The organism is Achromobacter aegrifaciens, from assembly GCF_902859735.1.
GTDB classification, from domain to species: Bacteria; Pseudomonadota; Gammaproteobacteria; order Burkholderiales; family Burkholderiaceae_B; genus Achromobacter; species Achromobacter aegrifaciens.
The window spans coordinates 81,782-106,623 of record NZ_CADIJY010000006.1; the positions used below are offsets into that span (position 1 = coordinate 81,782).

At 65.2% G+C, this 24,842-nt stretch carries 23 protein-coding genes and 4 tRNA genes; 12 read left to right on the forward strand and 15 right to left on the reverse strand.

Annotation, left to right across the window (positions count from 1 at the left end):
* Window positions 1-233: 233 nt before the first annotated feature.
* The 6 genes from HV766_RS18865 to rnr form a co-directional block, all read right to left on the reverse strand.
* Window positions 234-309: transfer RNA gene (locus HV766_RS18865), tRNA-Val, on the reverse strand.
* A 155-nt stretch (window positions 310-464) separates the two neighbouring features.
* Window positions 465-737, reverse strand: coding sequence for an HU family DNA-binding protein (locus HV766_RS18870; RefSeq protein ID WP_003812968.1), 273 nt, complete (start codon window positions 735-737; stop codon window positions 465-467).
* 350 nt (window positions 738-1,087) lie between these two features.
* Complete coding sequence (locus HV766_RS18875; protein WP_119450515.1) at window positions 1,088-1,768, reverse strand: Fe2+-dependent dioxygenase; 681 nt, start codon at window positions 1,766-1,768, stop codon at window positions 1,088-1,090.
* A 58-nt stretch (window positions 1,769-1,826) separates the two neighbouring features.
* Entirely contained in the window at window positions 1,827-3,071 is a 1,245-nt protein-coding gene (locus HV766_RS18880; protein ID WP_054451127.1) for a cystathionine gamma-synthase family protein, read from the reverse strand.
* Window positions 3,072-3,123: 52 nt separating this feature from the next.
* Window positions 3,124-3,861, reverse strand: a complete 738-nt coding sequence (rlmB, locus tag HV766_RS18885) for a 23S rRNA (guanosine(2251)-2'-O)-methyltransferase RlmB (protein ID WP_013392619.1) — start codon at window positions 3,859-3,861, stop codon at window positions 3,124-3,126.
* A 130-nt stretch (window positions 3,862-3,991) separates the two neighbouring features.
* Complete coding sequence (gene rnr / locus HV766_RS18890; RefSeq protein ID WP_119450517.1) at window positions 3,992-6,466, reverse strand: ribonuclease R; 2,475 nt, start codon at window positions 6,464-6,466, stop codon at window positions 3,992-3,994.
* Window positions 6,467-6,709: 243 nt separating this feature from the next.
* Here rnr and HV766_RS18895 point away from each other — a divergent pair.
* Window positions 6,710-6,794, forward strand: a tRNA-Leu gene (locus HV766_RS18895).
* A 109-nt stretch (window positions 6,795-6,903) separates the two neighbouring features.
* Here the strand turns inward: HV766_RS18895 and HV766_RS18900 are convergent.
* Entirely contained in the window at window positions 6,904-7,515 is a 612-nt protein-coding gene (locus tag HV766_RS18900) for a tRNA-uridine aminocarboxypropyltransferase (RefSeq protein WP_054451125.1), read from the reverse strand.
* A 161-nt stretch (window positions 7,516-7,676) separates the two neighbouring features.
* Between HV766_RS18900 and HV766_RS18905 the strand changes: the two genes are divergently transcribed.
* Window positions 7,677-7,761: transfer RNA gene (locus HV766_RS18905), tRNA-Leu, on the forward strand.
* A 165-nt stretch (window positions 7,762-7,926) separates the two neighbouring features.
* Here HV766_RS18905 and HV766_RS18910 read toward each other — a convergent pair.
* Window positions 7,927-8,376, reverse strand: coding sequence for a GNAT family N-acetyltransferase (locus HV766_RS18910; protein WP_370126826.1), 450 nt, complete (start codon window positions 8,374-8,376; stop codon window positions 7,927-7,929).
* 113 nt (window positions 8,377-8,489) lie between these two features.
* On the opposite strand from HV766_RS18910, the gene HV766_RS18915 reads away from it, so the two are divergent.
* The 5 genes from HV766_RS18915 to HV766_RS18935 all read left to right on the forward strand — a co-directional run bounded on the left by HV766_RS18915 (window position 8,490) and on the right by HV766_RS18935 (window position 14,774).
* Complete coding sequence (locus HV766_RS18915) at window positions 8,490-9,383, forward strand: DMT family transporter (protein WP_175163411.1); 894 nt, start codon at window positions 8,490-8,492, stop codon at window positions 9,381-9,383.
* 27 nt (window positions 9,384-9,410) lie between these two features.
* Window positions 9,411-10,355, forward strand: coding sequence for an AEC family transporter (locus HV766_RS18920; protein ID WP_175181687.1), 945 nt, complete (start codon window positions 9,411-9,413; stop codon window positions 10,353-10,355).
* A gap of 12 nt (window positions 10,356-10,367) precedes the next feature.
* Window positions 10,368-11,648: an arsenic transporter gene (locus HV766_RS18925; protein WP_054451123.1), complete on the forward strand. Its 1,281-nt coding sequence runs from the start codon at window positions 10,368-10,370 to the stop codon at window positions 11,646-11,648.
* Between the two features lie 144 nt (window positions 11,649-11,792).
* The gene (locus tag HV766_RS18930; protein ID WP_119450519.1) at window positions 11,793-13,019 is read left to right on the forward strand and encodes a YeeE/YedE family protein; all 1,227 of its coding nucleotides are present in this window, start codon (window positions 11,793-11,795) and stop codon (window positions 13,017-13,019) included.
* An 84-nt stretch (window positions 13,020-13,103) separates the two neighbouring features.
* Window positions 13,104-14,774 (forward strand): FMN-binding glutamate synthase family protein, encoded by a 1,671-nt coding sequence (locus HV766_RS18935; RefSeq protein ID WP_175181688.1) that lies wholly within the window; start codon window positions 13,104-13,106, stop codon window positions 14,772-14,774.
* A gap of 18 nt (window positions 14,775-14,792) precedes the next feature.
* On the opposite strand, the gene HV766_RS18940 is transcribed toward HV766_RS18935, so the two are convergent.
* The gene (locus HV766_RS18940) at window positions 14,793-16,220 is read right to left on the reverse strand and encodes a phospholipase D-like domain-containing protein (RefSeq protein ID WP_125473629.1); all 1,428 of its coding nucleotides are present in this window, start codon (window positions 16,218-16,220) and stop codon (window positions 14,793-14,795) included.
* A gap of 68 nt (window positions 16,221-16,288) precedes the next feature.
* Entirely contained in the window at window positions 16,289-16,624 is a 336-nt protein-coding gene (locus tag HV766_RS18945; RefSeq protein WP_054451119.1) for an ElaB/YgaM/YqjD family protein, read from the reverse strand.
* A 420-nt stretch (window positions 16,625-17,044) separates the two neighbouring features.
* Between HV766_RS18945 and egtD the strand changes: the two genes are divergently transcribed.
* The 3 genes from egtD to HV766_RS18960 all read left to right on the forward strand — a co-directional run bounded on the left by egtD (window position 17,045) and on the right by HV766_RS18960 (window position 19,576).
* Window positions 17,045-18,022, forward strand: a complete 978-nt coding sequence (gene egtD, locus HV766_RS18950; RefSeq protein WP_054451118.1) for an L-histidine N(alpha)-methyltransferase — start codon at window positions 17,045-17,047, stop codon at window positions 18,020-18,022.
* A gap of 35 nt (window positions 18,023-18,057) precedes the next feature.
* On the forward strand, window positions 18,058-19,374 hold the full coding sequence (gene egtB, locus HV766_RS18955; RefSeq protein ID WP_054451117.1) for an ergothioneine biosynthesis protein EgtB: 1,317 nt from the start codon (window positions 18,058-18,060) through the stop codon (window positions 19,372-19,374).
* Between the two features lie 125 nt (window positions 19,375-19,499).
* Window positions 19,500-19,576 (forward strand) — tRNA-Met (locus tag HV766_RS18960).
* An 84-nt stretch (window positions 19,577-19,660) separates the two neighbouring features.
* Here HV766_RS18960 and HV766_RS18965 read toward each other — a convergent pair.
* The 3 genes from HV766_RS18965 to HV766_RS18975 form a co-directional block, all read right to left on the reverse strand.
* Window positions 19,661-20,569, reverse strand: a complete 909-nt coding sequence (locus HV766_RS18965) for a hypothetical protein (RefSeq protein ID WP_175181689.1) — start codon at window positions 20,567-20,569, stop codon at window positions 19,661-19,663.
* Between the two features lie 187 nt (window positions 20,570-20,756).
* Window positions 20,757-20,948: a hypothetical protein gene (locus tag HV766_RS18970; RefSeq protein WP_054451115.1), complete on the reverse strand. Its 192-nt coding sequence runs from the start codon at window positions 20,946-20,948 to the stop codon at window positions 20,757-20,759.
* Window positions 20,949-21,077: 129 nt separating this feature from the next.
* Window positions 21,078-21,326 (reverse strand): hypothetical protein, encoded by a 249-nt coding sequence (locus HV766_RS18975; protein WP_119450523.1) that lies wholly within the window; start codon window positions 21,324-21,326, stop codon window positions 21,078-21,080.
* A gap of 262 nt (window positions 21,327-21,588) precedes the next feature.
* Between HV766_RS18975 and HV766_RS18980 the strand changes: the two genes are divergently transcribed.
* Window positions 21,589-21,780, forward strand: coding sequence for a hypothetical protein (locus tag HV766_RS18980; RefSeq protein ID WP_054451113.1), 192 nt, complete (start codon window positions 21,589-21,591; stop codon window positions 21,778-21,780).
* A 29-nt stretch (window positions 21,781-21,809) separates the two neighbouring features.
* On the opposite strand, the gene yddG is transcribed toward HV766_RS18980, so the two are convergent.
* A complete protein-coding gene (yddG, locus tag HV766_RS18985) occupies window positions 21,810-22,718 on the reverse strand; it encodes an aromatic amino acid DMT transporter YddG (RefSeq protein WP_054451112.1) in 909 nt (302 codons plus the stop codon).
* A gap of 154 nt (window positions 22,719-22,872) precedes the next feature.
* On the opposite strand from yddG, the gene HV766_RS18990 reads away from it, so the two are divergent.
* Window positions 22,873-23,130 carry a 6-phosphofructokinase gene (locus HV766_RS18990; protein WP_175163213.1) on the forward strand — a complete coding sequence of 86 codons (258 nt, stop codon included), beginning with the start codon at window positions 22,873-22,875 and terminating at the stop codon, window positions 23,128-23,130.
* 11 nt (window positions 23,131-23,141) lie between these two features.
* Here HV766_RS18990 and HV766_RS18995 read toward each other — a convergent pair whose 3' ends face one another.
* Window positions 23,142-24,716, reverse strand: coding sequence for a GGDEF domain-containing protein (locus HV766_RS18995; protein ID WP_054451110.1), 1,575 nt, complete (start codon window positions 24,714-24,716; stop codon window positions 23,142-23,144).
* Window positions 24,717-24,842 lie beyond the last annotated feature (126 nt).

Here is a 24,842-nt window from a genome sequence, read left to right on the forward strand (position 1 = left end):
CATTGACTTATCCGGCCAGCCAGGAAAGACGCACACGCGATGGCGACGCCGGCTGACCGGTACAAGCCCACAATAATATCTTAAATGCGAATGATTCGCACGTCCTATTTCATCTGATTCCGTCCTACATTTCTGAGCGAGATCAACCGGCACGAGCGATGCGGCGCGCGCAAAACAAAAAACCCGCCACCATGACGTGTGCGGGTTTTGTGTGGAGCGCATATCGTAGCTTTTGGTGGGTGCTACAGGGGTCGAACCTGTGACCTACGCCTTGTAAGGGCGCCGCTCTACCAACTGAGCTAAGCACCCATTTTGATGCAGCCTCAAGACGAAATTCGCGAAAAATCCGTACAAGCAACTGCCAACCGGGGCACTCAAAAGCAATACGCGGGCCGGAGTATACCGGACCGCGCAGTTGTGGGCAAATCGCCAGGCCTGAATGCCTGCGACCCGCCCGCCGTCCATTAGTTGACGGCGTCCTTCAGGGCCTTGCCCGGACGGAACTTCGGCACCTTGGCCTTCTTGATCTTGATGGTTTCGCCAGTGCGCGGATTACGGCCGGTGCGCGCGGCGCGAGCCGACACAGCGAACGTGCCAAAGCCAACCAACGTAACCGTACCGCCCTTCTTCAGGGTGGTCTTGACGGCACCGATCAGGGCGTCGAGCGAGCGACCAGCGGCGGCCTTGGAGATGTCGGCCTTGCTGGCGATGTGATCGATGAGTTCGGTTTTGTTCATTCAGGTGTACCCCTCACAAGGTATGGAGTCTGCCGGAGTGCAGTTCATGGCCGTCATGATGGACGCCGCAGAAGACGCAAAACCGACAAACGACGAACAGACAGTGGATAAACTTTTTTCTTGCGCTGCGAAGCACAACTTTTAAACTGCTGCGCCGCCTGGATTCAATGGCAAATTGCCTTCAAATCACCAGCGACGCAGACGTGTATTAGGCCTTGGCGTGGCGCGGCTGTCAAGCGAAAACCTCACCACAACCCGCGTCAATACTAGCTTTTAGACCGTTTCGCAATAAACAGAAACACGCATTTCGGGGTTTGCGCGACACCCTCGAACGCGATCGTTAACTTGCGTCAGACATCGGCCCATCGACGCAGCAAATTGTGATAAATGCCGGTGAGTTGCACGATGGAGGGATGACCCGCGGCATCCTGATTCAAGCGTTGTATGGCCACATCCATGTCCAGCAGCAGTGCGCGCTGGCTGTCTTCGCGCACCAGGCTCTGCATCCAGAAAAACGACGATACGCGCGCGCCCCGCGTCACCGGATTGACCTTATGCAGGCTGGTGCCCGGGTACAGCACCATATGCCCTGCGGGCAGCTTCACTGCGCGCGGACCATAGGTGTCGTCGATGACCAGCTCACCGCCATCGTAGGAATCGGGCTCGGAAAAGAACAGCGTGGCCGAGAGGTCCGTGCGCACGCGCTCAGCCGTGCCGGCGATGCCGCGCACCGCATTGTCCACGTGATAGCCGAATGCCTCCCCGCCCTCATAGCGATTGAACAAGGGCGGAAAGATCTTGCGCGGCAGCGCGGCCGACATGAACAGGTTGTTGGCCGCCAGGCGCTGCAGGATCAGGTTGCCCAGCTCCTGCGCCAGGGGATGCTGCTCCGGCAGTTGGCGATTGCGCTTGACCTCGGCCGACTGATAGCCGGCGGTGACCTTGCCGTCGACCCAATCGGCGGCGTCCAGGCGGCGCCGGATCTCGGCCGCCTCTTCTGGCGTGAAAACTTCTGCGATCTGTATGAGCATGGGCGCTATCCCGATTGCGTTGCAGGCGCGCCCGGCCACCGGTCGCGCGCGTGCCGCATTATCCCTGCAGGCAGCCGTTGAGCGCCTGATCGAAATCAAACAGCAGATCGGCCTCGTCTTCGATGCCCACGGACACGCGGATGAGACTGTCCGCGATGCCCATCTGCTTGCGGCGCTCGGCGCCCATCTCGTAATAGATGGTGTGGGCGGCAGGCAGCGCCAGGCTGCGCGTATCGCCCAGGTGAGTCGCCATCAGCACGATGCGCAGGCGGTTCAGGAAATCAAAGCAGTCCACCCCGTCCGCCAGTTCGACGCCCAACAGGCCGCCGAAGCGCGAGCCGAACAACGCCGCCGCGCGCGCATGCTGCGGGTGGCTGGCCAGCCCGGGGTAATGCACCTTGGCCACGCCCGGATGATCCTCAAGGAAGCGCGCCAGCGCCAACGCGTTGGCGCAGTGCTTGGCCATGCGCAGGGCCAGGGTCTCGGCGCCTACCGCGATGCGGTGCGCAGGCTCGGCAGCCAGGGTGCCGCCCATGTCGCGCAGGCCCTTCTTCTTGACCTGCGTGAGCCCCCAACTGGTGGACGGTCCCTTGCGATAGGCCTCGTAGATGTTCGCGTAATTCGACCAGTCATACAGCCCCGTGTCCGTGACGGCGCCGCCCAACGCATTGCCATGGCCGCCGATGTACTTGGACAGCGAGTTCATCACCAGGGACGCCCCGACCGAGACAGGCCGGAACATCCAGGGCGAGGTCAGCGTATTGTCGACCACGTAGACCAGGCCCTTCTCGCGGCAGATTTCTCCAATCACGGCCAGGTCAGCAACCTGCGTGCCCGGATTGGCGATGGTCTCGGTGAAAACCATGCGGGTGTTGGGCTGGATCGCCGCACGCACCTGCGCCGAATCCGTCGCGTCCACGAAGGTGATTTCCACCCCCAGTTCCAGCAGCGTGCCTAGCAGGCTGTTGGTGTTGCCAAACACGAACTGGCTGGACACCAGATGGTCGCCTCGGCGCAGCAGCGTGGTGAAGATGGCGGCCAGCGCCGCCATGCCGGTCGCGAAGCTGACCGTGCCCTTGCCGCCTTCCATCTGGTTGACCTTGGCCTCCAGCGCGGTGGTGGTGGGCGTGCCTTGGCGGGCGTAGGTAAAGCCGGCCTTGCCCTGAAAGACCGCGGCCAGCTCACGGGCGTCTTCGTAGGCGAACTCCGAGGACGGATGCATGGGCTTGTGCACCGCTCCGTGCTCGACGGATTGCTTGCGGTCGGAATGGAGGATCGTGGTGGTAAAGCCGTTCTGGTGCATGATGGGCTGACGCGAAGAGGATATGGTCTACAAGATAGGCAAGACGGATGAATCAGGAACGGCGCTGGCGCACGGTTTCATAGAGGCAGACGGCGCTGGCCACGCTGACGTTCAGGCTTTCCACCGAACCCAGCATGGGGATGTTCACCAGTTGATCGCAGGTTTCCCGCGTCAGGCGGCGCATGCCCTCGCCTTCCGCCCCCATGACCCAGGCCATGGGCTGGCGCGCATCGATCTGATGCATGCTGTCGGTGGCCTGGTCGTCGGTGCCCACCAGCCACACGCCACGGTCCTTCAGGCTGCGCATGGTGCGCGCCAAGTTGGTCACCATCAGATAGGGCACGGTATCGGCCGCGCCGCAAGCCACTCGCTGCACGGTTGCGTTCAAGCCGACGGCCCGGTCGCGCGGTGCGATGACGGCGTGCACGCCGGCGGCATCCGCGGTACGCAGGCAGGCGCCCAGGTTGTGGGGATCGGTCACGCCATCCAGGATCAACAGCAGCGGCGGGCCTTCGATGACATCGAGCACCTCATCCACGTCCACCGCCAGTTGGCGCTCTTCGGCCAGCGCCACCACGCCCTGATGGCGGGTGCCGCGGGACAGGCCGTCCAGGCGCTCCATGGGGACCGGATGCAGGCGGCAGCCCGCTTTTTCGGCCTGCTCGATGAACGTCTGCATCCGCTTGTCGCGGCGCGACGCCTCTACATAGATTTCCTTGATCGAGTCGGGCGCGTGGCGCAGCCGCGCAACAACCGCGTGAAACCCGGCCAGGACTTGGGTCGACGCCATAAATGCAATACCTTTAGATAAACGAATACCCGCCCCAGAGCGGGGCGGGCCACCGGACCAAGCCGGCCATAGATGCAATGTTACCCCTTATGGCGCAGCCGCCATACGACGGCCTCGCCATAAGGAAGTGTCAGTGGCGCTTGTGCGCGGCCTTCTTGGCCGGCGCTGCGCGCTTGGATGCCTTGGGCGCCCGCGGCGGCTTGCTGGCCTTCTTGGCCTCGGCGCGGCGCTCCTTGGCGGTCTGGCCCTTCAGGGCGGCGGGCTTGGGCGACGCGGCCTTCTTGACACGGCGCGAGGGCTCGTCCGGGCTGCGGGCCGACGCCTTGCGCAAGGCGTCGAAGCTCGTGCCCTGCACCAGGCGGAACTCGATGCGGCGGGCTTCGAGGTCCACGCGCGACACCTGCACCTGCACCTTGTCGGTCAGGCGGTAGCGCATGCCCGTGCGTTCGCCGCGCAACTCGTGCAGGGCGTCGTTGAACTGGAAATACTCGCCGCCCAGTTCGGAAACATGCACCAGCCCTTCGACGTGCAGGGTGTCCAGCGTGACGAAGATGCCGAAGCTGGCGACGCCGGTAACGGTGCCGCTGAAGTCCTCGCCCACGCGCTCCTTGACGAACCAGCACTTGAGCCAGGCTTCGACGTCGCGCGACGCCTCGTCGGCGCGGCGCTCGCTGGCGGACAGCACCAGGCCCATCTTTTCCCAGATGGCATGTTCGTGCTCGCGCTGCGTGCGGCCGATCACCACAGGCTGGTCTTCCAGGCTGGGCACATAGCGCTGACCGGCCAGCAACGCCTTGATGACACGATGCGTCAGCAGGTCGGGATAGCGGCGGATGGGCGAGGTGAAGTGGCTGTAGCCGGGATAGGACAAGCCAAAGTGGCCCATATTGTCGGGGCTGTAGACCGCCTGCTGCATGGAGCGCAGGCACATCGTCTGCAACAGCTGGTAGTCGGGGCGTCCGCGCACCGAATCCAGGAAGTCGCCGTAATCCTTGGCCGTGGGCGTCTCGCCGCCGCCCAGCGACAGGCCCATGGTGCGCAGGAATTCGCGCAGCGACTGCAGGCGTTCGGGCGTGGGGCCTTCGTGGATGCGGTACAGGCCGGGATGCTTGCTGCGGGTCATGAAGTCGGCCGCGCAGGTATTGGCGGCCAGCATGCACTCTTCAATCAGCTTGTGGGCATCGTTGCGCACCGACGGCACGATTTGCTCGATACGGCCGAGCTCATTGCAGACGATCTTGGTCTCGACCGTGTCGAAGTCGATGGCGCCGCGCTTCTTGCGCCCTTGCGCCAGCAGCTGAAAGAGTTCATACAGGTGCTGGACCTGGGGCATGACGCTGCGCATGGCGTGCGCGGCAGGACCGCCGGGCTGTTGCAGGGCGGCCCAGATGTTCGTATAGGTGGTGCGCGCATGCGAGTGCATGACCGCGTTATAGAACTGGTAGGCCGTAACCGTACCAGCCTTGGCGCCGCTGGCCGGAATGACCATGTCGCAAACCAGCACCAGGCGGTCGACGTCCGGGTTCAGCGAACACAAGCCGTTGGACAACGACTCCGGCAGCATCGGGATGACCCGGCGCGGAAAGTACACGCTGGTGCCGCGTTCGATCGCGTCGTCGTCCAGGGCGTCACCCGGACGCACATAGTGGCTGACGTCGGCGATGGCCACCAGCAGGCGCCAGCCCGGGCGCTTGCGCTGGCCCGCGCCCAGCTCCACGGGCTCACAGTACACCGCGTCGTCGAAGTCGCGCGCGTCCTCGCCGTCGATGGTGATGAGCGGCACGTCGCGCAGGTCGACGCGGTCCTTGAGATCGGTCTTCCTGACCACGTCCGGCAGGCGTGCAGCCTGCTTGAGCGCGGCTTCCGAGAAATCGACCGGCACGTCGAACTTGCGCACCGCGATCTCGATTTCCATGCCGGGATCGTCGATCTCGCCCAGCACCTCGGCCACACGGCCCAGCGGCTGCGTGTGGCGAGTGGGCTGCTCCATGATTTCAACCGCGACCACCTGCCCATGCTGGGCGCCGTTGGTGTCGCTGGGCGGAATCAGGATGTCATGCTTGATGCGCTGGTCCTCGGGCACGACGATGGACAGGCCATGCTCGTGCAGGAAGCGCCCCACCAGCTTGTTGGTGCGGCGCTCGATGACTTCGACGATGGTGCCTTCCGGCTTGCCGCGGTATTCGCCAGTGGGTTTGACCAGCACACGGTCGCCATGCAGCACCTTGAGCATTTCGCGCGGCGACAGGAACAGGTCCGGGCCGCCGTCGTCACGCAACAGGAAGCCGAAGCCGTCGCGATGCCCCAGCACCTTGCCGGCGACGAAGTCCAGTTTGGTGGCCAGCAGCAACACGCCCTTGCGGTTGGGCATCAATTGGCCGTCGCGCTCCATGGCGCCCAGGCGGCGCTCAAATCCCACCATCGTCGCGGCGCGCTCGACGCCCATGCGTTCGGCCAGTTCCACCGGAGACAGCGGCGAGCCTGCGGCGCGCAGCGCTTTCAGGATGGCTTCACGGGACGGGACATCAGGATCGAAGTCCGGCGGCGCTTCGGGCAAGGGTGTTGATCTGTTGTTATTCGATTCGTTATTCGATCGTTTTGCCAAAGCTAAAATTTCCGTATATAATGCGCAGCTTCTGTGGTTCGCCCAAGGCTGAACACTGAAGCAGAAAATGGTCAGAAGGGCCGGGAAGTTTAAAACCCAGCCGGGGTTTGAAAAGCAAGTTGCTTAAAAACCTTATTGTAGAACCAACTGCACTTTGGACGCATGTTTTAGTTAATGTGTTTTAACTGAAGCGATGCGACTAGAGCGGCAGCGTATCACATACTTCTGACAGTATCTCTCAGTGCCCAGGTGGCGGAATTGGTAGACGCGCATGGTTCAGGTCCATGTGCCGCAAGGTGTGGAGGTTCGAGTCCTCTCCTGGGCACCACGGAATTTCAATCAAGACCATGCAAGGCGGTCTTGATGGCAACGGCTAAAAAGCCCCGGAAATCGCAAGATTCCCGGGGCTTTTGCTTTGCGCCCCGCCACTGCCTGTTTCAACGCCACGGCACCTTGCGATTCAAATGATGCCGCGCGTACAGATCCGCGCCCATGCCTTCGATCTGGCCATCGATCAACGCTTCGAAAGGCCGCAGCAGCGCATCGAAATTCGTCGGCGCTTCAATCGCATTCAAGGCATGCGCCACGGCCTCTATCGTGGACAGCGCGCCCGGCACGTCGGCGTGACGAACCCGGTAGCGCGTGGAAAGCCCCGCGGGCAACATCACGCGCGGCAAGGCGGCCAGCGCCGGGTTGATATGCAGCAGCTTGCGCGCATGGCCCCAGGTGCCGTCAGGCACGATCAATCTGATGGGCGCGCCCAGATCCTGCCCGTAGCCCGGCGCCAACACCTCGGCGCCCTCGCCCGGAAACAGCAGGCGAGGCAGATGGCCTGGCAGCGCCCAATCCTCTTCCGAAAAATATTCGCCCACCACGCGTTGCGCGCCCGCCAGCCCCAGCACCGCCAGCCTTGCGGTGTTCAAGGCATGGCGCGCCTCGCTCGGATGCTGCAACACCACGACGCGAGTGCGGCAGGAAAGCGAGGGAATCAGCGCGCACAGACAGTGCGACAGAGGACGCAGACAACGCGTGCAGAGGGTACGGGACATGGGGCGACACTATATCGAAAGTTCGAAAGCGCCCGGCAGCAAAAAAAATATGAAAAAAAAGCCACACGACTTGCACACTTCAAAAAAAGTGTGCATAATCTCATTCCTCTGCTGCTGAACAAGAAACAACGCGAAAGCGAAGCGACAAGTAAAGCATCAGCGCCCAGGTGGCGGAATTGGTAGACGCGCATGGTTCAGGTCCATGTGCCGCAAGGTGTGGAGGTTCGAGTCCTCTCCTGGGCACCAATTATTACATCACGAGGTACCTGCGTGATGCGCCAAAAAAACCCCGAACGCGTAAGCGTCCGGGGTTTTTTCTTTGTGTGGCCCTTTTCTTGCGGCCCTTTTCTTTATCCCGCCTATTTGATTTGCCCGGCCCGCAGGCAGACGCTTTGAGCCGGGCGGCCCGCCCTACTTCAGCACGCGGGTCATGACCACGTGCGGAATACCGGCCTCGACGAATTCCTCGCCTTCCACATTGAAGCCATGGGCCTGGTAGAAACCTGCCGCATGCGTCTGCGCGTGCAGCACCAGCATGCGATGGCCGTCGCCATGGCCCTGTTCGATCAGCGCGTCCAGCAACTGGCTGCCGACGCCCATGCCGCGGGCCTTCTTGTGGACCGCCATGCGGCCAATGTGGCCGTCGGGCAGAAGCCGGCCCGTGCCCATGGGCGTGCCGTCCGGGCCGTAGGCCACGGCGTGCACCGACACCGCGTCATCGTCGTCCAGCTCGACCTCGGGCGGCACTTTCTGTTCGACGACGAACACTTCATGGCGCACCGAATACGCGTCGTCGCGCAAGCGGTCCCAGGTGCCCAGGGCGATACGCACCGTAGATTGTTTGTTGGTCGACATGTCCATCCCTCGCGTGCAGCAAATGAATAAAAGAATCCTAAACCTCATTTTGGCAGGGATGAACAATGGCCAAAAGGGGGTACGATCGCGGCTTGCCCATGTCGTCCATGTTCCGCCACATGCCGCCTGCCGCTCCCCCCGCCTGGTTGAAAGCCGCGCCCGCGCTCTTCCTGCTTCTCTGGTCCAGCGGTTTCGTCGTGCTCAAAGTGGGCCTGGCATATGCCGACCCCATGACGTTCCTGGCGCTGCGCTACGCCTGCGTGGTGCTGATACTTGCGCCCTTCATGCTGTTCCTGCGCCCGCCGCTGCCGCGCGGCGCCAGCGCCTGGGGCCATCTGGCGATGGTCGGACTGCTGTTGCAGGCAGGCTACTTCTGTTTCACCTACTTGTCTCTCAAGCAAGGCATGTCGGCGGGCGGCGTGGCGCTGATCACCTCGTTGCAACCTATCCTGATCGGCCTGCTGGCGCCGGCGATCGCGCACGAGAAAGTCGACGCCCGCCGCTGGGCAGGCCTGGGCCTGGGGGTGTCAGGCGCCGCGCTGGTGATCATCGCCAAGGCTTCGATCGATGTGCTCTCGCCGCTGGGCCTGGCGTTCGCCATCAGCGCCCTGCTCTGCATCACCGGCGGCACGCTGTATGAAAAACGCTATGGCGTGCAAACGCATCCCGTCACGTCCAACATGGTGCAGTACGCGGTCGGCCTGATCGCCACCGCGCCGCTGGCGTACTGGCTGGAGCCGATGCATATCGAATGGACCGGGCCCCTGCTGGCTTCGCTGGCTTATCTGGTCGTGGGCAATTCGCTGGTGGCGATCACCTTGCTGCTGACCATGATCCGCTATGGCGAGGCCTCCCGCGTGTCGGCGCTGTTCTTCCTGGTGCCGCCCTGCACCGCCGTCATTGCGCTGATCATCCTGGGCGAAGCCATTCCCGCGCTGGCCTGGCCGGGCATGGCCCTGGCAGCGCTCGGCATCCTGCTGGTGACGCGCACGGCGCATACCGCTGCCAAGTAGAATGAGCGCCCCTCCAGGTCCCTGTCCATGAACGCTGTCGTTACCTCCGCCCTGCCGGTCTTCGCGCTGATCCTGACTGGCTGGCTCGCCGCCCGCTGGCGCATCCTGGGTCCCGGCGCCACCGACGCGCTGAACCGCTACGTCGTGTATCTGTCGCTGCCCGCGCTGCTGTTCCGCGCCATGACGCAGGTCGATCTGACGCATATGGCGCACTGGGGTTTCGTGGGCGCCTTCGCGGGCGGCATCGCCGTCACGTTCCTCGCCTCGTTTATCGGCGCGCGCGGCTCGCAGCGCGCGCTGACCGACCGTGGCATCCAGGGGCTGGCCGCGTCCTACGCCAACGCCGGCTACATGGGCATTCCGCTGTGCCTGGCGTTGCTCGGCCCTGACAGCATGGCGCCGGCCACCTTCACCACCCTGCTCACCGCAAGCGTGCTGTTCGGCTTTGCCATCGCCTTGATCGAGTTCGACCGCCAACAGACGCCCAATCTGTCCTTGACCCTGCTCAAGGTCGGCCGCGCGCTGCTGCGCAACCCCCTGCTGGCGGCTCCGCTGCTGGGCCTGGCCTGGGCCTTCACCGGCCTGGCGCTGCCGGAAGGCGTGGACCGCTACGTGGCCTTGCTGGGCGCGTCCGCCAGTCCCTGCGCGCTGGTCACGATCGGCCTGTTCCTGGCGCAGACGGAAACGTCCAGTTCGGGACCCGGCGTCATGCGCCTGGTCGCCGGCAAGCTGCTGCTGCAGCCCGCCGTCACGGCGGTGCTGGCGTTCTACGTCTTCGCCATGCCGCCGGTATGGGCCTGGACCGCCGTGCTGATGAGCGCGCTGCCCATCGGCACCGGCCCCTTCATGCTGGCGCAGATGTACGGGCGCGACGCCCGCGTAACCTCGCGCGCCATCCTGGTTTCCACCGTCGCATCGGTGCTGACCGTCAGCCTGCTGGTCGCCTGGATCAGCGCACACCCGATTTCCTGATCGTTCTTCATCATGCTGCTCGCCGTCGCCATCTTCGTACTCACCATCACGCTGGTCATCTGGCAGCCCAGGGGCCTGTCGATAGGCTGGAGCGCCGTGCTGGGCGCGGCGCTTGCCCTGGCCACGGGCGTGGTTCACCTGGCCGACATCGCGGACGTCTGGCGCATCGTCTGGAACGCCACCGCCACCTTCATCGCCATCATCGTCACCAGCCTGATCCTGGATGAGGCCGGCTTTTTCGAATGGTCGGCGCTGCACGTGGCGCGCTGGGGCGGCGGCCGCGGCCGGCTGCTTTTCGTGTTGATCGTGCTGCTGGGCGCCGCGGTTTCGGCGCTGTTCGCCAACGACGGCGCGGCGCTGATCCTTACGCCCATCGTCATGGAAATGCTGGTGGCGCTGGGCTTCGGCCCCGGCGCTTCGCTGGCCTTCGTGATGGCCGCGGGCTTCATCGCGGACACGGGCAGCATCGCATTGATCGTATCCAATCTGGTCAACATCGTGTCGGCCGACTTCTTCAATATCGGCTTCGGCGAGTACGCATCGGTGATGCTGCCGGTAAACCTGATGGCCGTGGCGTCCACGCTGGCGGTACTGCTGCTGTTCTTCCATCGCAGCATTCCGCCGCGCTACGACGTGAGCCAACTGCCCGCGCCCGCTTCCGCGATCCGCGACCTGACCACGTTCCGCGCCGGCTGGGTCGTGCTGACCCTGCTGCTGGCGGGCTTTTTCATCCTGGAACCCATGGGCATCCCGGTCAGCGCCATCGCCGCCGTCGGCGCGCTGGGCCTGCTGCTGATCGCGGGACGACAGCACATCGTCGGCACGCGCCGCATCATGCGCGAGGCGCCCTGGCACATCGTGGTGTTCTCGCTGGGCATGTACCTGGTGGTGTATGGCCTGCGCAACGCCGGGCTGACCGCGCACCTGGCGCAAGTGCTGGACCGCTGCGCCGAGTATGGCGTCTGGGGCGCGGCGATGGGTACGGGCCTGATCACCGCCTTCCTGTCGTCCATCATGAACAACCTGCCCACCGTGCTGGTGGGCGCGTTGTCGATTGCGGACACCAGCGCCACCGGCGCGGTGAAGGACGCGATGATCTACGCCAATATCATCGGCAGCGACCTGGGCCCCAAGATCACGCCAATCGGCAGCCTGGCCACGCTGCTGTGGCTGCACGTGCTGGCGCGCAAGGGCCTGCGCATCACCTGGGGCTACTACTTCAAGGTAGGCATCGTCCTGACCCTGCCGGTGCTGCTGCTGACGCTGGCCGCCCTGGCTTGGCGCCTGCAATAAGCGTCTATATAGCTTTTAGTTATATAAAAGGCATTAATTGGTGGTTTGATCCAAGCGTCCACCGCTTTAGACTTTCAAGCATCACACGGGTGCCTGCGCGCGCCCGTTTTGCTTTCTTACGTATCAAGATCCCGGGACTCGCCCATGAGCACCAACGCCTCGACTCTCCCCCTGCCTACCTCGGCCCTGCCGCCCATCCAGATCAACCGCAAGCCGCTGTGGATCGCCGTGCTGCTGGTGCTGGCAGGCGCCCTGTACCTGCATGAGACCGTCAGTTGGCGCCAGGGCGCGCTGTGGGTCGTCGGCGCGCTGCTGGGCGTGACCCTGTACCACGCCTCCTTCGGCTTCACGCAGGCCTGGCGCGTATTCGTGTCCGATCGCCGCGGCGCGGGGCTGCGCGCGCAGATGCTGATGCTGGCCGCGGGCGTGCTGCTGTTCTTCCCCTTCCTGGCAGCCGGCACGTTGTTCGGCCAACCCGTCAGCGGCTTCGTGTCGCCCCCGGGAGTCTCTGTCCTGCTGGGCGCCTTCCTGTTCGGCATCGGCATGCAGCTGGGCGGCGGTTGCGCCTCGGGCACGCTGTTCGCAGTCGGCGGCGGCAACACGCGCATGGTGGTCACGCTGCTGTTCTTCATCATCGGCTCGGTCATTGCGACCGCCAACTTCGGCTGGTGGTCGAACCTGCCGGCGCTGGCGCCGACCTCGCTGATCAAGACCTGGGGACTGGCGCCCGCGCTGGCCATCAACCTGGCCGTGTTCGCGCTGATCGCGTGGGCAGCCACGGCGTTGGAGAAGCGCCGCCACGGCCATGTGATTTCGTTCGCCTCGCGTACCGCGCGCCCGGCGTCCCTGCTGCAAGGCCCCTGGCCGCTGATCTGGGGCGGCGTGGCGCTGGTAGTGCTGAACTTCGCCACGCTGGCGCTGGCTGGCCGCCCCTGGGGCATCACCTCCGCCTTTGCGCTGTGGGGCGCCAAGACCCTGGACGCCTTCGGCGGCGACGTGGCCACCTGGGCCTACTGGGCCAAGCAGCCCTCGCTGGCCGCGCCGCTGCGCCAGGACGTCACCACCGTCATGGACATCGGCCTGATGCTGGGCGCGCTTGCCGCCGCCAGCGCCGCCGGCAAGTTCGCCCCCATCTGGAAGGTGCCGGCCCGCTCGCTGGCCGGCGCCGTCATCGGCGGCCTGCTGCTGGGCTATGGTTCGCGCCTGGCCTTCGGCTGCAATATCGGCGCCTATTTCAGCGGCATCCTGTCGGGCAGCCTGCACGCCTGGCTGTGGCTGCCGGCCGCCTTCGCCGGCAGCGCCCTGGGCGTGCGCCTGCGCCCGGCCTTCGGCCTCGCCGTCGAAAAGACCCCGGCGGCGTCCAGCTGCTGAGAAACAGTATTCCAGGACTGTCCGCCGGCACAGGGGGACAGCTCCTGGTGTATGGTTGCTCCATCCCGAAATACGGAGATGGACATGAGCTGGATTTTCGGCCGCTACACGGCTTTTTTACTGACCCTGATCGGCGCCGCAATCACCGCCGCCCTGGCCGCGGCCAGCTCGCCCTGGTGGCTTTGGCTGGCTGTGCCGCTGACGCTGCTGGCCGCGCTGGGCGTCTATGACCTGGCACAGACACGCCACGCCATCCGCCGCAACTATCCGGTCCTGGGCAATCTGCGGTTCCTGTTCGAATTCATCCGGCCCGAGATCCGCCAGTACTTCCTGGAAGACGACACTCAGGCCGCGCCGTTCTCGCGCGCGCAGCGCTCCATCGTCTACCAGCGCGCCAAGCGCGAGATCGACAAGCGTCCCTTCGGCACCCAGGAAGACGTCTACGGCGATCGCTACGAATGGATCAACCATTCCATGTCGCCGTCGCAAATCCCCGACATCGACTTCCGCGTCACGGTGGGCGGCCCCGAATGCAAGCAGCCCTACTCCATGTCCGCGTTCAACGTGTCGGCCATGAGCTTCGGCGCCTTGTCGGCCAACGCCGTCCTGGCCCTGAACGAAGGTGCGCGCCAGGGCAACTTCGCGCACGACACCGGCGAAGGCGGCATCAGCCGCTATCACCGCCAGCCGGGCGGCGGCCTGGTCTGGAACATCGGCTCTGGCTACTTCGGCTGCCGCGACGAACACGGCGCTTTCTCCGAAGAGGCCTTCGTCAAGAATGCCTGTACGCCGCAGGTCAAGATGATCGAGATCAAGCTGTCGCAAGGCGCCAAACCGGGCCATGGCGGCATCCTGCCCGCGGGCAAGGTGACGCCGGAGATCGCCGAAGCGCGCGGCGTCGTGGCCTGGCAGGACTGTAATTCGCCGGCCACCCATTCCGCCTTCGATTCGCCCATCGGCCTGATGAAGTTCGTGGCGCGCCTGCGCGAACTGTCCGGCGGCAAGCCGGTGGGCTTCAAGTTCTGCGTGGGCCACCCTTGGGAGTGGTTCGCCATCGTCAAGGCCATGCTGGAAACCGGCATCACGCCGGATTTCATCGTGGTGGACGGGGCCGAGGGCGGCACCGGCGCCGCGCCCGTGGAGTTCGTCGACCACGTCGGCACGCCGCTGCGCGAGGCTCTGCGCCTGGTCCACAACACGCTGATCGGCGTGAACCTGCGCGACCGCATCAAGCTGGGCGCGTCCGGCAAGATCATCACCGCTTTCGACATGGCCCGCGTCATGGCCATGGGCGCGGACTGGTGCAACGCCGCGCGCGGCTTCATGTTCGCCATCGGCTGCATCCAGGCCCAGGCCTGCCACACCGGCAAATGCCCCACCGGCGTCACGACCCAAGACCCGCTGCGCCAGCGCGCGCTGGTGGTGCCGGACAAGGCGCAGCGCGTGGCGAACTTCCACCGCAACACGCTGCATGCACTGGCGGAACTGCTTGCCGCGGCCGGCCTGACCCACCCCGGCCAGCTGCGCCCGCACCATATCGCGCGCCGCATCTCCTCCAGCGAAATCCGGCTGCTGTCGGCCCTGTTCCCGGAACTCGCGCCCGGCGAACTGCTGCGCGGAGAATTCCGCCACCAGGTGTTCCGCGCGGGCTGGGCCATGGCCCAGGCCAGTTCGTTCCAGCCTACCCACGACATCACAACCGCATTGGCGCAAGAACATGCCGCCCATGCCACGCCGGCCGCCGCACAGGTCTGATCCGGCTGGCGCCGGGCGCTACAGCCAGCGCTCGAACATGCGCGAGAAGAACTCCATCGAACGGTCACCCACGCCCCTGGCCTGCCAGGCCTCGGGCGTGATCCGCACCGACTCGGCGAGATCGCGCTGGAACAGCGCCTCCATTTCGGCCGCGAATTCAGGCCCCAGCACTACGGCATTGATTTCGTAGTTCAGCGCAAAGCTGCGCCAATCCAGATTGCTGGACCCCACCGTGGACCACACGCCGTCCACCACCGCGGTCTTGGCATGCAAGAGCGCATCGCGCCGCTCGTAGATTTTCACGCCGGCCCGCAGCAGGTCCGTATAGTGCGAGCGTCCCGCATGGAACACCAGCGACGAGTCGCTGAAGCCAGGCAACACCAGCGCCACGTCGACGCCGCGCCGGGCCGCGTCCGTCAGGACTTCGATGAAGGCGGGATCCGGCACGAAGTACGCCATGGTGATATGGATGTATTCCTGCGCGCTTTCAAACGCCGACATCAGCGTCAGGTAGACGGTGTAGCCATCGCTGCGGTCCGGCTGATTGGCCAGTATCCGCACCGTCGTTGCACCCACGGGCGGCGCCACCTGTGAATCGCCCCCCTTGATCGGCTCCTTGGACTGGGATTCCCAACCCGCGCGGATGACCTGCTCCAGCTGGGCCACTGCGGGCCCTTCGATGCGCAGATGCGTGTCGCGCCAGGGCGCCGCCTTGGCGTCTGTGGCTGCCGGTGAATCGGCTTTGCCGGCGCCCTTTCCCGACCCCGACCCCGAGCCCGAACCCGAACCTGATCCAGATCCTGGCGAGGACTCGTAGACGCTGCTCACGTTGATGCCGCCCAGATAGCCGACCTTGCCGTCCACGACCAGCACCTTGCGATGGTTGCGTTGGTTCGGCGACCAGCCCGCACGGCCGCTCGCCGGGTTGACCGGATTGAAGATCGCGACTTGTACGCCCGCATCGCGCAGGCGCTGGAACAAGGCATCGGGCGTCTTGATCGTGCCGACCGCGTCGACCATCAAGGACACTTCGGCGCCGCGGTTGCGCGCCGCAATCAGGGCTTCGGCAAAGCGCGAACCCTCGGCATCGTCATCGAAGATATAGGTTTCCATGTGCACGTACCGGCGGGCCTGCGCGATGGACTGCAGCATGGCGCGGTAGGTGCTGGGGCCGTCCGCCAGCAGCCGGACACGGTTGCCGGCCACCAACGGCGCGCCGCTGACTGCCTGCTCGACAGCAAGGTGACGCGCGAGAAAATCGCTCTTGGGAGTCCGCGGATCGGCGGCGATGCCCTGCCCGCGGCGATAGCTGTCTGACGCCGCGTCGGCCGACAGACTGGCCTGCGATGCGCGCGCGCGGCGCTCCTGCGAGTCAGGAACGCTGGCGCAGGCCGCAAGCAAGACCGCGCACACCAGCGGCAACAGGAGCCGGCGTGCGCGGGCCATCCACGGCCACCAATCCCGCCGCAATCCCGACCGGCGCGCAGCCCCGGGCGGCTTCATGGCGTCAGGGCTTAGCGGCGGCCGCCCGAGGCCAGGAGGCAGCCTAGCAAGGCGCCCACCAGCGCCGCTACGCCCACCGACTTCCAGGCATGTTCATGCACGTACTCGTCAGCATAGGCGGTTGCGCGGCGCGCGCGTTCCCGCGCCGCGCCCTCCCAATCGCCGGCGGACTCGCGCGCGTCGGCCAATTGGCGCTTCAGGCGAGCTCGCGCCGACTCGATCTCGGAGCCCGTATACGACGCCGTCGACCGCAGCAGGTCTTCCGTACCCGCCAGCAATTCGTGGAAGCTGTCGCTCACCCGTTCACGGTGCAGGGCCATTTCGGCGCGTTGATGCTTTCGGTTCATGGTCGCTCCTTGTAATTGTCGGGCCTCGCGGAGTCGGGCCGCCTGATGCGATGCAACACGCCGCATTCACGTGCCTGTGCAACGCAAGATGCCATTGTGACCGCCATCGCCCGACCCCGCCCGAGCTTTGGCAACCAGCCGTAAACCGATATTTCAACGCAAGCAAAAGTATCGCGTGTATCCGCTGCGACGCCCGGTGGCCGGTCTCCTCGCAAGCCTCTTCCAAATTCGTAAAAGTCCATTGCATTCAGCGGCTTGGCGCTTGACACCGGCCCCGCCCTGACGGCCACAATAGACTTTTGCAATGCGCCAGAACCGCCTGGTCTGAGCCTCCCAACGCCGCGCCTCCCGACCGCCAGCCGCCCCATCCGAGGCGCCCCGGCGACGGGCCGTCCCGACGACAGAAAAGGAACAGGACGCATGGTTTCGCCTTCCGCACTGTTTGCCCCCGCCGCGCCGAAATTCATCGCGCAAGAGTCGCAGCCTCCCAGCGCCGAGCAGCTTGAACTGCACGAAGGCTTGGTGGCGCGCCACGCGCACATCGATCCCAAGTTCCTCTATGACGCGCTGGGTTCGGCGCTCTTCACCGCCATCACGCAGCTCCCTGAGTACTACCCGACGCGCTGCGAGTCCGAGATCTTCCAGCGCCACGGCGCCGATATTGCGCGCCACGTCGGACCGGTGCTCTCGATGATCGACCTGGGCGCGGGCGATTGCGTCAAGGCTGAACGCCTGTTCCCCAGCCTGCGTCCGCGTCATTACGTGCCCATCGACATCTCGGCCGACTACCTGCAAGCGGCAGTGCGCCGCCTGCAGCTGTCCTACCCCGACCTGCAAATCACCGCCATCGGCCAGGACTTCACGCACGCGTTGGCTCTGCCGGCCAGCATTCCCGCCGAACAGCGGCTGTTCTTCTATCCCGGCTCCAGCATCGGCAACCTCAGCCCCGCGGACGCGCACGCCATGCTTCGGCGAATCCGCGGACAGTGCGCGGGTGGCGGCTTGCTGGTCGGCGTGGACCGCGTCAAGCCCAAACAAGTGCTGGAGCCCGCCTACGACGATGCGCTGCACCTGACCGCGGCCTTCAACCTGAACCTGCTGCGGCACGTGAACAGCGTGCTGGACGCCGATTTCGACGTGGACGACTGGCGCCATGTGGCGCTGTTCAACAGCGCCGACTCGCGCATCGAAATGCATCTGGAAGCGTTGCGCGCAGTGCGCGTAGCCTGGCCAGGCGGCGCGCGCGCGTTCGGCGCCGGCGAACGCATCCACACTGAAAACTCCTACAAGTTCACTCCCCAAGCCTTCGCCGACCTGCTGCAAAGCGCCGGCTACCGCGACGTCGCGCACTGGTCGGATTCCCGCGGCTGGTTCTCGATTTTCAGCGCCCGCGCATAACGCGGGCCTGCCCTCAACGCCACTGGAGGATCGCCATGGAACCTGCGTGCCTGCTGACTCACCCTGCCACCGGACCTTACGCTGCCGGCCAGGCGGGCCAGCACGACCGCTACGACGCGGTGCGCTCGACCAGCACGGCCCTGGCCGCCCCGCTGAGTCCCGAGGATTGCCAGGTGCAATCCATGCCGGACTGCAGCCCGGTCAAATGGCATCTGGCCCACACCACCTGGTTCTTCGAGACCTTTCTGCTGACACGCTTTCACCCGTCCTATGCGGTCTTCCATCCGCAGTACCGCATGCTGTTCAACTCCTACTACAACGCCGTCGGCGCCAAGCATCCGCGTCCGCGCCGCGGCCTGCTGTCGCGTCCCGCGCTGACGGAAGTGCAGCACTACCGCCGGCATGTGGACGGCGCGATGCATGAACTGATCTCGCGGCTGGGCGGCAACGATCCTGCCTTCGACGCCTTGTTGGAACTGGGCCTGAATCATGAGCAGCAGCACCAGGAGCTGATCCTGACCGACCTGAAGCACATGCTGTCGGCCAATCCGCTCAAGCCGGCCTACGTCGCACCCGGCCCGCCTGCACTGCCGCCCTCCACACCCGCCGGCTGGACGCGCTATGCCGGCGGCATCACCCGCATCGGCCATGACGGCAATGGCTTTGGTTTCGACAACGAAGGTCCGGCCCATGACGTGCTGCTGGCCCCGTTCTACCTGGCCGACCGGTTGGTGACCCAGCATGAGTACCTGGCCTTCATCCGGGACGGCGGCTACAAGCGGCCCGAACTCTGGCTGTCGCTGGGCTGGGACATGGTCTGCGCTGAAGGCTGGCGCGCGCCGCTCTACTGGGAAGGACAGCGCGACGATTGGCGCATCTTCACGCTGCGCGGCATGCAGGAACTCGAACTGCAGGCGCCGGTCACGCACGTCAGCTATTTCGAGGCCGATGCCTACGCCCGCTGGGCGCGCGTGCGGCTGCCGCGCGAAGCCGAATGGGAACATGCCGCCCGCCAACTGCCCGAAGGCGCGCTGGCCGGGCGCGCCAACATGCTGGAGAACGGCCACCTGGACACGCGCCCGGCCCCTGCGCGCAACGGCACGGGCGGCCCCGTGCAACTATTCGGCGACGCCTGGGAATGGACCTCCAGCGCCTACGACGCCTACCCCGGCTTCAAACCCGACAACGGCGCGGTAGGCGAATACAACGGCAAGTTCATGTGCAACCAGTACGTCCTGCGAGGCGGCTCCTGCGCCACGCCCAGGGACCACATCCGCCCCAGCTACCGCAATTTTTTCCCGCCCGAGGCCCGCTGGCAGTTCTCGGGCATCCGGCTGGCGCGAGACGCCTGAAGCGTTTCTTTGAAATTTGATCGCTGATCGCTTGCACGCATCAAAAATTTCGTGCTAGAATTTCGTTCTTCGTTGATCACTGATTGCAACACAGATGTGACGCAAATCCAGGGATTAATCGAAATGGCGCATTAGCTCAGCCGGTTAGAGCGACGGAATCATAATCCGCAGGTCCCCTGTTCGAATCAGGGATGCGCCACCAAGATTCAAAGCCCGGAACCACTTTGGTGGCTCCGGGCTTTTTCGTTGTGGCGCCCGATCTCGGCGCATTCGAAGCCCCCTATCTTCAGGGCAACCGCACCGCGTCGCGCCGCCTCCCGCCCCAGGTCGCCGCCAGACTGGCCACGAAGGCGCCGATCAGCATCGAGGCGAAGCCCCACAGCGCGAATGCTGCCGCGGCCTTGCGGGCCTGGTCTGCGGCCTCCTTGGCCTTTTGCCGGGCGTCGTCGGCAGCCTGTTTCATGTTCTGCACGGCCTGCTCGACGCGGCGCTGCGCCGCCGCCGGCTCCATGCCGGTCTGCGCAGCCACGACCTTCACGACATAGTCGCGGTCCTCGCCCGTCATCGAGCCGCGCGCCGCGCTCATCGCCATGATGCGGCCCACCTCTACTCTCGCGCCGTTGCGGTCGGCGCTGGCGTCGGGCCGTTCGGAGCGCAGCAAGGCGTCTGAAAAATAGCCCTGCATCTGCGACACTCCCTCGCTCCCGCCCGCGGCAGCGGCGGCCGTCGCAGCGGTGCCGGCGCCGGCCGCAACGGCTGCGCCCGCCTTGGCGACGCCCGAAGCCAAGGCCGCGATGGAAGCGCCCAGCAGCACGGCGCTGACGACCGCGCTCAACGCCCACACCAGAAAGCCGTGCGCTGTGTCGCGGAAGTAAACCTCGTCAGAGTGCACGTCGACCCATTTGGTGCGCAGCCGCCCCGCGACGTAGCCGCCGATGCCATAGGCAACGATCTGCGTGGCCAGCATCCACACGATGAGGCCGATGCCTATTGCAGGCGCAGTCGCGCCCTCGCCGCTCCAGGGTGAAACAGAAAGAAAGCCCAGCCCGGTGCCGCCTGCGAACAATGCCAGGGAAAGGGCTGCGGCGATGACCGCCCCGGCGATCACCGCGGCCCAGGATACGGCGGAGATGGCGGACTCCCTCGGCGGCACGCCGCCGGGATAGGGCTGGCTCAATGAAGTTGCGTTTTCCATGGATCTGTTCCTTGTTCACGGTTCATCGCGGCTGCTCGAATACGTGCCGCCGCGGCGGAAAACCTCTCGGTTCAATGCCAAAAAAGCGCCAGCAGAATGATGATGGGAATGGGCACGCCCAACAGCCACAGCAAGATGGAACGCATAAAGCCTCCTTGGATGATGTCCTGCGCGTTGCGCGCAGCGCTCAGGCCAGGTCGATCGTGCCGGGCGCGCGCGGATTCGGCGGCGGCTGCACGGGATCGATGACGTCGGGATCTCTGCGCGGCCGCGTCGGATCCAGCGGCGGGTCGTCCGGCGGCGGATTGTTGGGAAAGGCGGGATCGTCGGGTTCGGGCGGGTCGCCCCCGCCGGGTTCGCGATGCATGGACTGGGACATGGCTTGCTCCTGAAAGCGGCGCCAGGCGCGCCGCCCAGTCCCATCAGCAAACCGCATTCCCGGCCCGTTGCGCGTGAATGCAAAAAAGCCCTCTGTGCGAGGGCTTTCAGGCGTGCGCAGCCGGCGGGGTCAGGATTTGCTCTTGCCTTCCCTGGCCGGTTCGGCGGCTTTCTGCCCGCCGCTGCCCAGGAACTCAACGACGGCGGCCTTGCCCGCGGCGGAGGCTTCGTCCTGGCTGGCATAACGCCTGGGCGAATAATTGGTGCTGCGCACATTGCCGGATTCGGGATCAAACAAGGTGATGATCCAGGCGAATTCTCCCGGCATCAATTGCCTGACTTGCAACGTGGCGCGCGTGCCTGGGCGCAGTTGCGGCATGGGGCGGCCTTTAACGTGACTCGACGCCGCCATCGTAGCGCAAGACGCGCCGGCGCAAACCCGGCGCTGGCGACACGGCCATGAATGCTGCGACCGCACATGAATTCATGCTGCACACCCCGCAGCAAAAACACCACAAACCGCGCATTGCGTCAGGAAAACCCTAGGGCCGGTTGCGCCAATACAGGCGCACAATCAATACAAACATCTAGACCGCTCAGCGGCAGCCGCATCCCTTTAATCAGGCGAGGACGGAGACAACATGACTTATGTAGCAGTGGTTATCAGCTGTTTGATGGTTGTGGGTATCGTCGCGTTGGTGATTCAAACGGTTCAAAGCGCAGGGTCCGAACCCTGGCTGAGAATCTCGGCGGCGATTACCAGTTCCTTGTTTGCTTCACTCTTGTTGATTCCGCTCGGATACGCGGTCGCGCAGACCGTGCTGATCGAATAATTCCATCACTGCAACGCATGCGCCTGGGGCTACGCGCCCCGGGCGGCTTTGCCGCGCGTTGCGGCCCAGCACAGCAGCGACCCGGCGGTCACCATGGCCACGCCCTGCCAGAACGACGCGGTCAGGCGGGTCGACAGCCACACGGCGGCAAAGAATGTTGAAAACACCGGGGTGAAGTAGGACGCCGTGGCCAGCAAGGTCAGGTTGCCTTTGAGTATCCCTACGTTCCACAGCGCATAGCCCGCTGCCATGGCGCCGCCGGTCACCAGCAGCTCCAGCGTGGCGGGCCACGTGAAGGCCAACGCAGGCTCGGCGCCCGACAGGTACTTGATCCACAGGGCAAGCGCGGTCAGCATGAAGAACAAGGCAACGCCGTTCTTGCCATCGGCGAATCGCGTCGTGACGTTGCAATAGACGGCCCAGATCACGGCGCCGCTGAAGGCCAGCCCATAACTGAGGGGATTGCTGGACACGTTGGCGAGGGTGCGCTCCCAGGATAGCCCGCCGGATCCGCCCAGGACCCAGACGATGCCGGCAAGCGACAGCAGTATGCCGGGCACTACCCACGCATTGGCGCGCTGGCCATTGATGAGCATGGCCAGAATCACGGTAAAGCAGGGCCAGAGATAGTTGACGATACCCAGCTCGATCGCCTGCCCCCGATTGGCGGCGAATCCCAGGGAGAGCGAGAGGCAGATCTCGTAGGCAACGAACAGCAGGCTGCCGACGATGAGATAGGAACGCGGAAAGGTCCGCAGCTTCGGAAAGCCCAGCAGCAGCACCAGGAACGCCGAACCCGCCGTGTAAATGAGCGCGGCGCCGCCGACCGGCCCAAAGCTTTCGCTGACGCTGCGGATCAGGCCGACCACGGTGCCCCATAGCAGCACCGCCAGCAAGCCCAGTGAAGTCGCCGTGTTCCGGCTCAGGGAGAGTTGCATTACCGATTCCGATTGCCCGCCTTGGGGCGTCAAGCCGGGCAGTTTAGCGAAAAGCCGCACGTCCCGCGGCGGCGCTCCGCCTTGCAATGAAGCCAGCACCCCCCCGTATTCAGAATGCCCGCCGGAACAATGCAGAAAAAGGAGCAAGCGCCGCATGACCATATCCACACGCAGATTGAGCGACGTGCTGGCCAGCACGGAATCGGGCCGGCTCTACCGGATTGAGGTGTTCTTGCGGGCGGAAATGCCGGGAACAGCCGCGGCCCGGCCTGACGCGGCCCGGCCTGACGCGGCCCGCTACATACACCGCACCACCGAGGGGGAGCTGGTGTTGCCGCTGGACCGGAACCGGTACAGGCTGAAATCGGGCGAAGTCCTGACCGCCCTGGCGCCGCCGCTCTCCGAGTCCTGAGGCGCGCGGAGCTACTGGTCCGCCTCCACCCTGCGCTTGCCCTGTCCCTTGGCCTTGTACAGCGCCCGGTCCGCGCGCTCCAGCAATTCGCGCACGGTGACGCCGGATTGCGGATACACGGCAATGCCCACGCTGGCTGACACGGCGACAGTGACGTCGGGATACGGCAGGGACAGGTTTTCGACCAGCGCCTGCGCGACATGCCCGGCGTTTTCCTTGTCCGCGCCCAGCAGCAGGACCGCGAATTCATCGCCCCCAAGCCGCGCCGCCACGTCGGACACGCGGATCGCGTCAGCCATGCGCTCCGCCGCTTCCTGCAGCACGGCATCGCCGGCGGCGTGGCCATGCAGGTCGTTGACCGCCTTGAAGCCGTCCAGATCGATCGCCAGGATGGCGAAGGATTCACCGCTGCGCTGCGCCACCGCCAGCTCGCGCAGCACCAATTCGTTGAACAGCACGCGGTTGCACAGGCCGGTCAGCGGATCGTAGTGCGCCAGGTGCTGGGCATGCGTCAGCATGCGCGAGGCCTGTACCAGGGCGCCGCCCACTTCCGCAACCTCTTTGACGCGCGTGCCCGGCACCGTCACCGCATGCCCCTTGCCCAGCGCCAGCGCCGGCGCGACCAGGCTCTGCACGGACGAGGTCAGGCGGCTGGCCAACCGCAAGGCCAGCAGCAAGCCCAGGCCGAAGGCCAACAAGGTGCCCAGGGCAATCCAGGCGATGGAGCGGTAAAGATCCGTGGTCAGCAGACTCATCGGCGCGCCGGCGGCAACCGTCCAGCCGGATAACGACGAGCGGCTGAAGGCGGTGTAGACGGGCGTGCCTTCCTTGGTAATGGTTTCCAGCGAGCCCTCGCTTTCCTGCTGCACCGCCCGCGCCAGTTCGGGAACGGCCTTCTGGCCCACGAATTTCGAGGTGTCTCGTGTGCGCGCGAGGATCGTGCCGCTGTCGTCCAGCACGGCTGCCACCCAGCCGTCCGGCAGGGCGCGCCTGCCCAGCAGATTGCCGATGCGTTCAGGCAGGATGCCAACGTTCAAGCTGTATGCGACCTCGCCGTTGCGCAGCACCGGCACGCCCAGCGCAATCAGGGGGCCTTGATTGACCCTGCTGGTGAACAGCCCCGTCAGCACCGCCGTGCGCGTCTGGAAAACGTGGGCCAGCTCGGCGGACGCGCCGGTCGGCGGCAAGGCGTTGCCGAACGGCACGGACGTATTGATCAACTGGCGGCCATCCTTGTCGGTCAGGACATAGCTGTCGATGATCTGGAAACGCACGGATTCACGCGCCCGCCGATGAAAACCGGCCAGATCGCCGGCGACGAGATCTGGCGACGACGCCAGCATTTGCAGGCCGGCCTCCACGCCGGTGAGTTCGCGGTCGAGAATCGCGGTGAGATTGCGCGCCAGGAATATCGTGTCGCGGAAGATCCGCTCTTTCTGGATGACGTAGCTTTCGTAGACCGCCACGGACGCCATGACCAGCGCGGGCGTGATACACGCGAACACGAGTGTGAGCAGGCCCGTGCGCATGGAATAGCGGCGCGGCCGACGCGTCCGCGCGACGGCCAGGCTCTCGGCGTCAGCCACGGGGGCCTCGCCTTGCGACGTCCGCAAACGTCGGCCTGCCGATCGAAACCACACCTCTGGACCCATGCGCCTCCCGATACGCTCCGCTCGGCCCACGGCCAGAGGACGAACGAACGTCAGAAATTA

What these genes read in the sequence shown, in the direction of transcription:
- rlmB (WP_013392619.1), bottom strand. Translation starts at nt 3,861, where the DNA reads ATGGCGTCGACCCAAGTCCTGGCCGGGTTTCACGCGGTTGTTGCGCGG.
- HV766_RS18915 (WP_175163411.1), top strand. Translation starts at nt 8,490, where the DNA reads ATGCCGCCTGCCGCTCCCCCCGCCTGGTTGAAAGCCGCGCCCGCGCTC.
- HV766_RS18975 (WP_119450523.1), bottom strand. Translation starts at nt 21,326, where the DNA reads ATGCCGCAACTGCGCCCAGGCACGCGCGCCACGTTGCAAGTCAGGCAA.
- HV766_RS18935 (WP_175181688.1), top strand. Translation starts at nt 13,104, where the DNA reads ATGAGCTGGATTTTCGGCCGCTACACGGCTTTTTTACTGACCCTGATC.
- egtD (WP_054451118.1), top strand. Translation starts at nt 17,045, where the DNA reads ATGGTTTCGCCTTCCGCACTGTTTGCCCCCGCCGCGCCGAAATTCATC.
- HV766_RS18940 (WP_125473629.1), bottom strand. Translation starts at nt 16,220, where the DNA reads ATGGCCCGCGCACGCCGGCTCCTGTTGCCGCTGGTGTGCGCGGTCTTG.
- HV766_RS18930 (WP_119450519.1), top strand. Translation starts at nt 11,793, where the DNA reads ATGAGCACCAACGCCTCGACTCTCCCCCTGCCTACCTCGGCCCTGCCG.
- HV766_RS18870 (WP_003812968.1), bottom strand. Translation starts at nt 737, where the DNA reads ATGAACAAAACCGAACTCATCGATCACATCGCCAGCAAGGCCGACATC.
- HV766_RS18910 (WP_370126826.1), bottom strand. Translation starts at nt 8,376, where the DNA reads ATGGACATGTCGACCAACAAACAATCTACGGTGCGTATCGCCCTGGGC.
- HV766_RS18880 (WP_054451127.1), bottom strand. Translation starts at nt 3,071, where the DNA reads ATGCACCAGAACGGCTTTACCACCACGATCCTCCATTCCGACCGCAAG.
- HV766_RS18970 (WP_054451115.1), bottom strand. Translation starts at nt 20,948, where the DNA reads ATGTCCCAGTCCATGCATCGCGAACCCGGCGGGGGCGACCCGCCCGAA.
- HV766_RS18920 (WP_175181687.1), top strand. Translation starts at nt 9,411, where the DNA reads ATGAACGCTGTCGTTACCTCCGCCCTGCCGGTCTTCGCGCTGATCCTG.
- egtB (WP_054451117.1), top strand. Translation starts at nt 18,058, where the DNA reads ATGGAACCTGCGTGCCTGCTGACTCACCCTGCCACCGGACCTTACGCT.
- HV766_RS18945 (WP_054451119.1), bottom strand. Translation starts at nt 16,624, where the DNA reads ATGAACCGAAAGCATCAACGCGCCGAAATGGCCCTGCACCGTGAACGG.
- HV766_RS18980 (WP_054451113.1), top strand. Translation starts at nt 21,589, where the DNA reads ATGACTTATGTAGCAGTGGTTATCAGCTGTTTGATGGTTGTGGGTATC.
- HV766_RS18965 (WP_175181689.1), bottom strand. Translation starts at nt 20,569, where the DNA reads ATGGAAAACGCAACTTCATTGAGCCAGCCCTATCCCGGCGGCGTGCCG.
- HV766_RS18990 (WP_175163213.1), top strand. Translation starts at nt 22,873, where the DNA reads ATGACCATATCCACACGCAGATTGAGCGACGTGCTGGCCAGCACGGAA.
- HV766_RS18925 (WP_054451123.1), top strand. Translation starts at nt 10,368, where the DNA reads ATGCTGCTCGCCGTCGCCATCTTCGTACTCACCATCACGCTGGTCATC.
- HV766_RS18875 (WP_119450515.1), bottom strand. Translation starts at nt 1,768, where the DNA reads ATGCTCATACAGATCGCAGAAGTTTTCACGCCAGAAGAGGCGGCCGAG.
- HV766_RS18900 (WP_054451125.1), bottom strand. Translation starts at nt 7,515, where the DNA reads ATGTCCCGTACCCTCTGCACGCGTTGTCTGCGTCCTCTGTCGCACTGT.
- yddG (WP_054451112.1), bottom strand. Translation starts at nt 22,718, where the DNA reads ATGCAACTCTCCCTGAGCCGGAACACGGCGACTTCACTGGGCTTGCTG.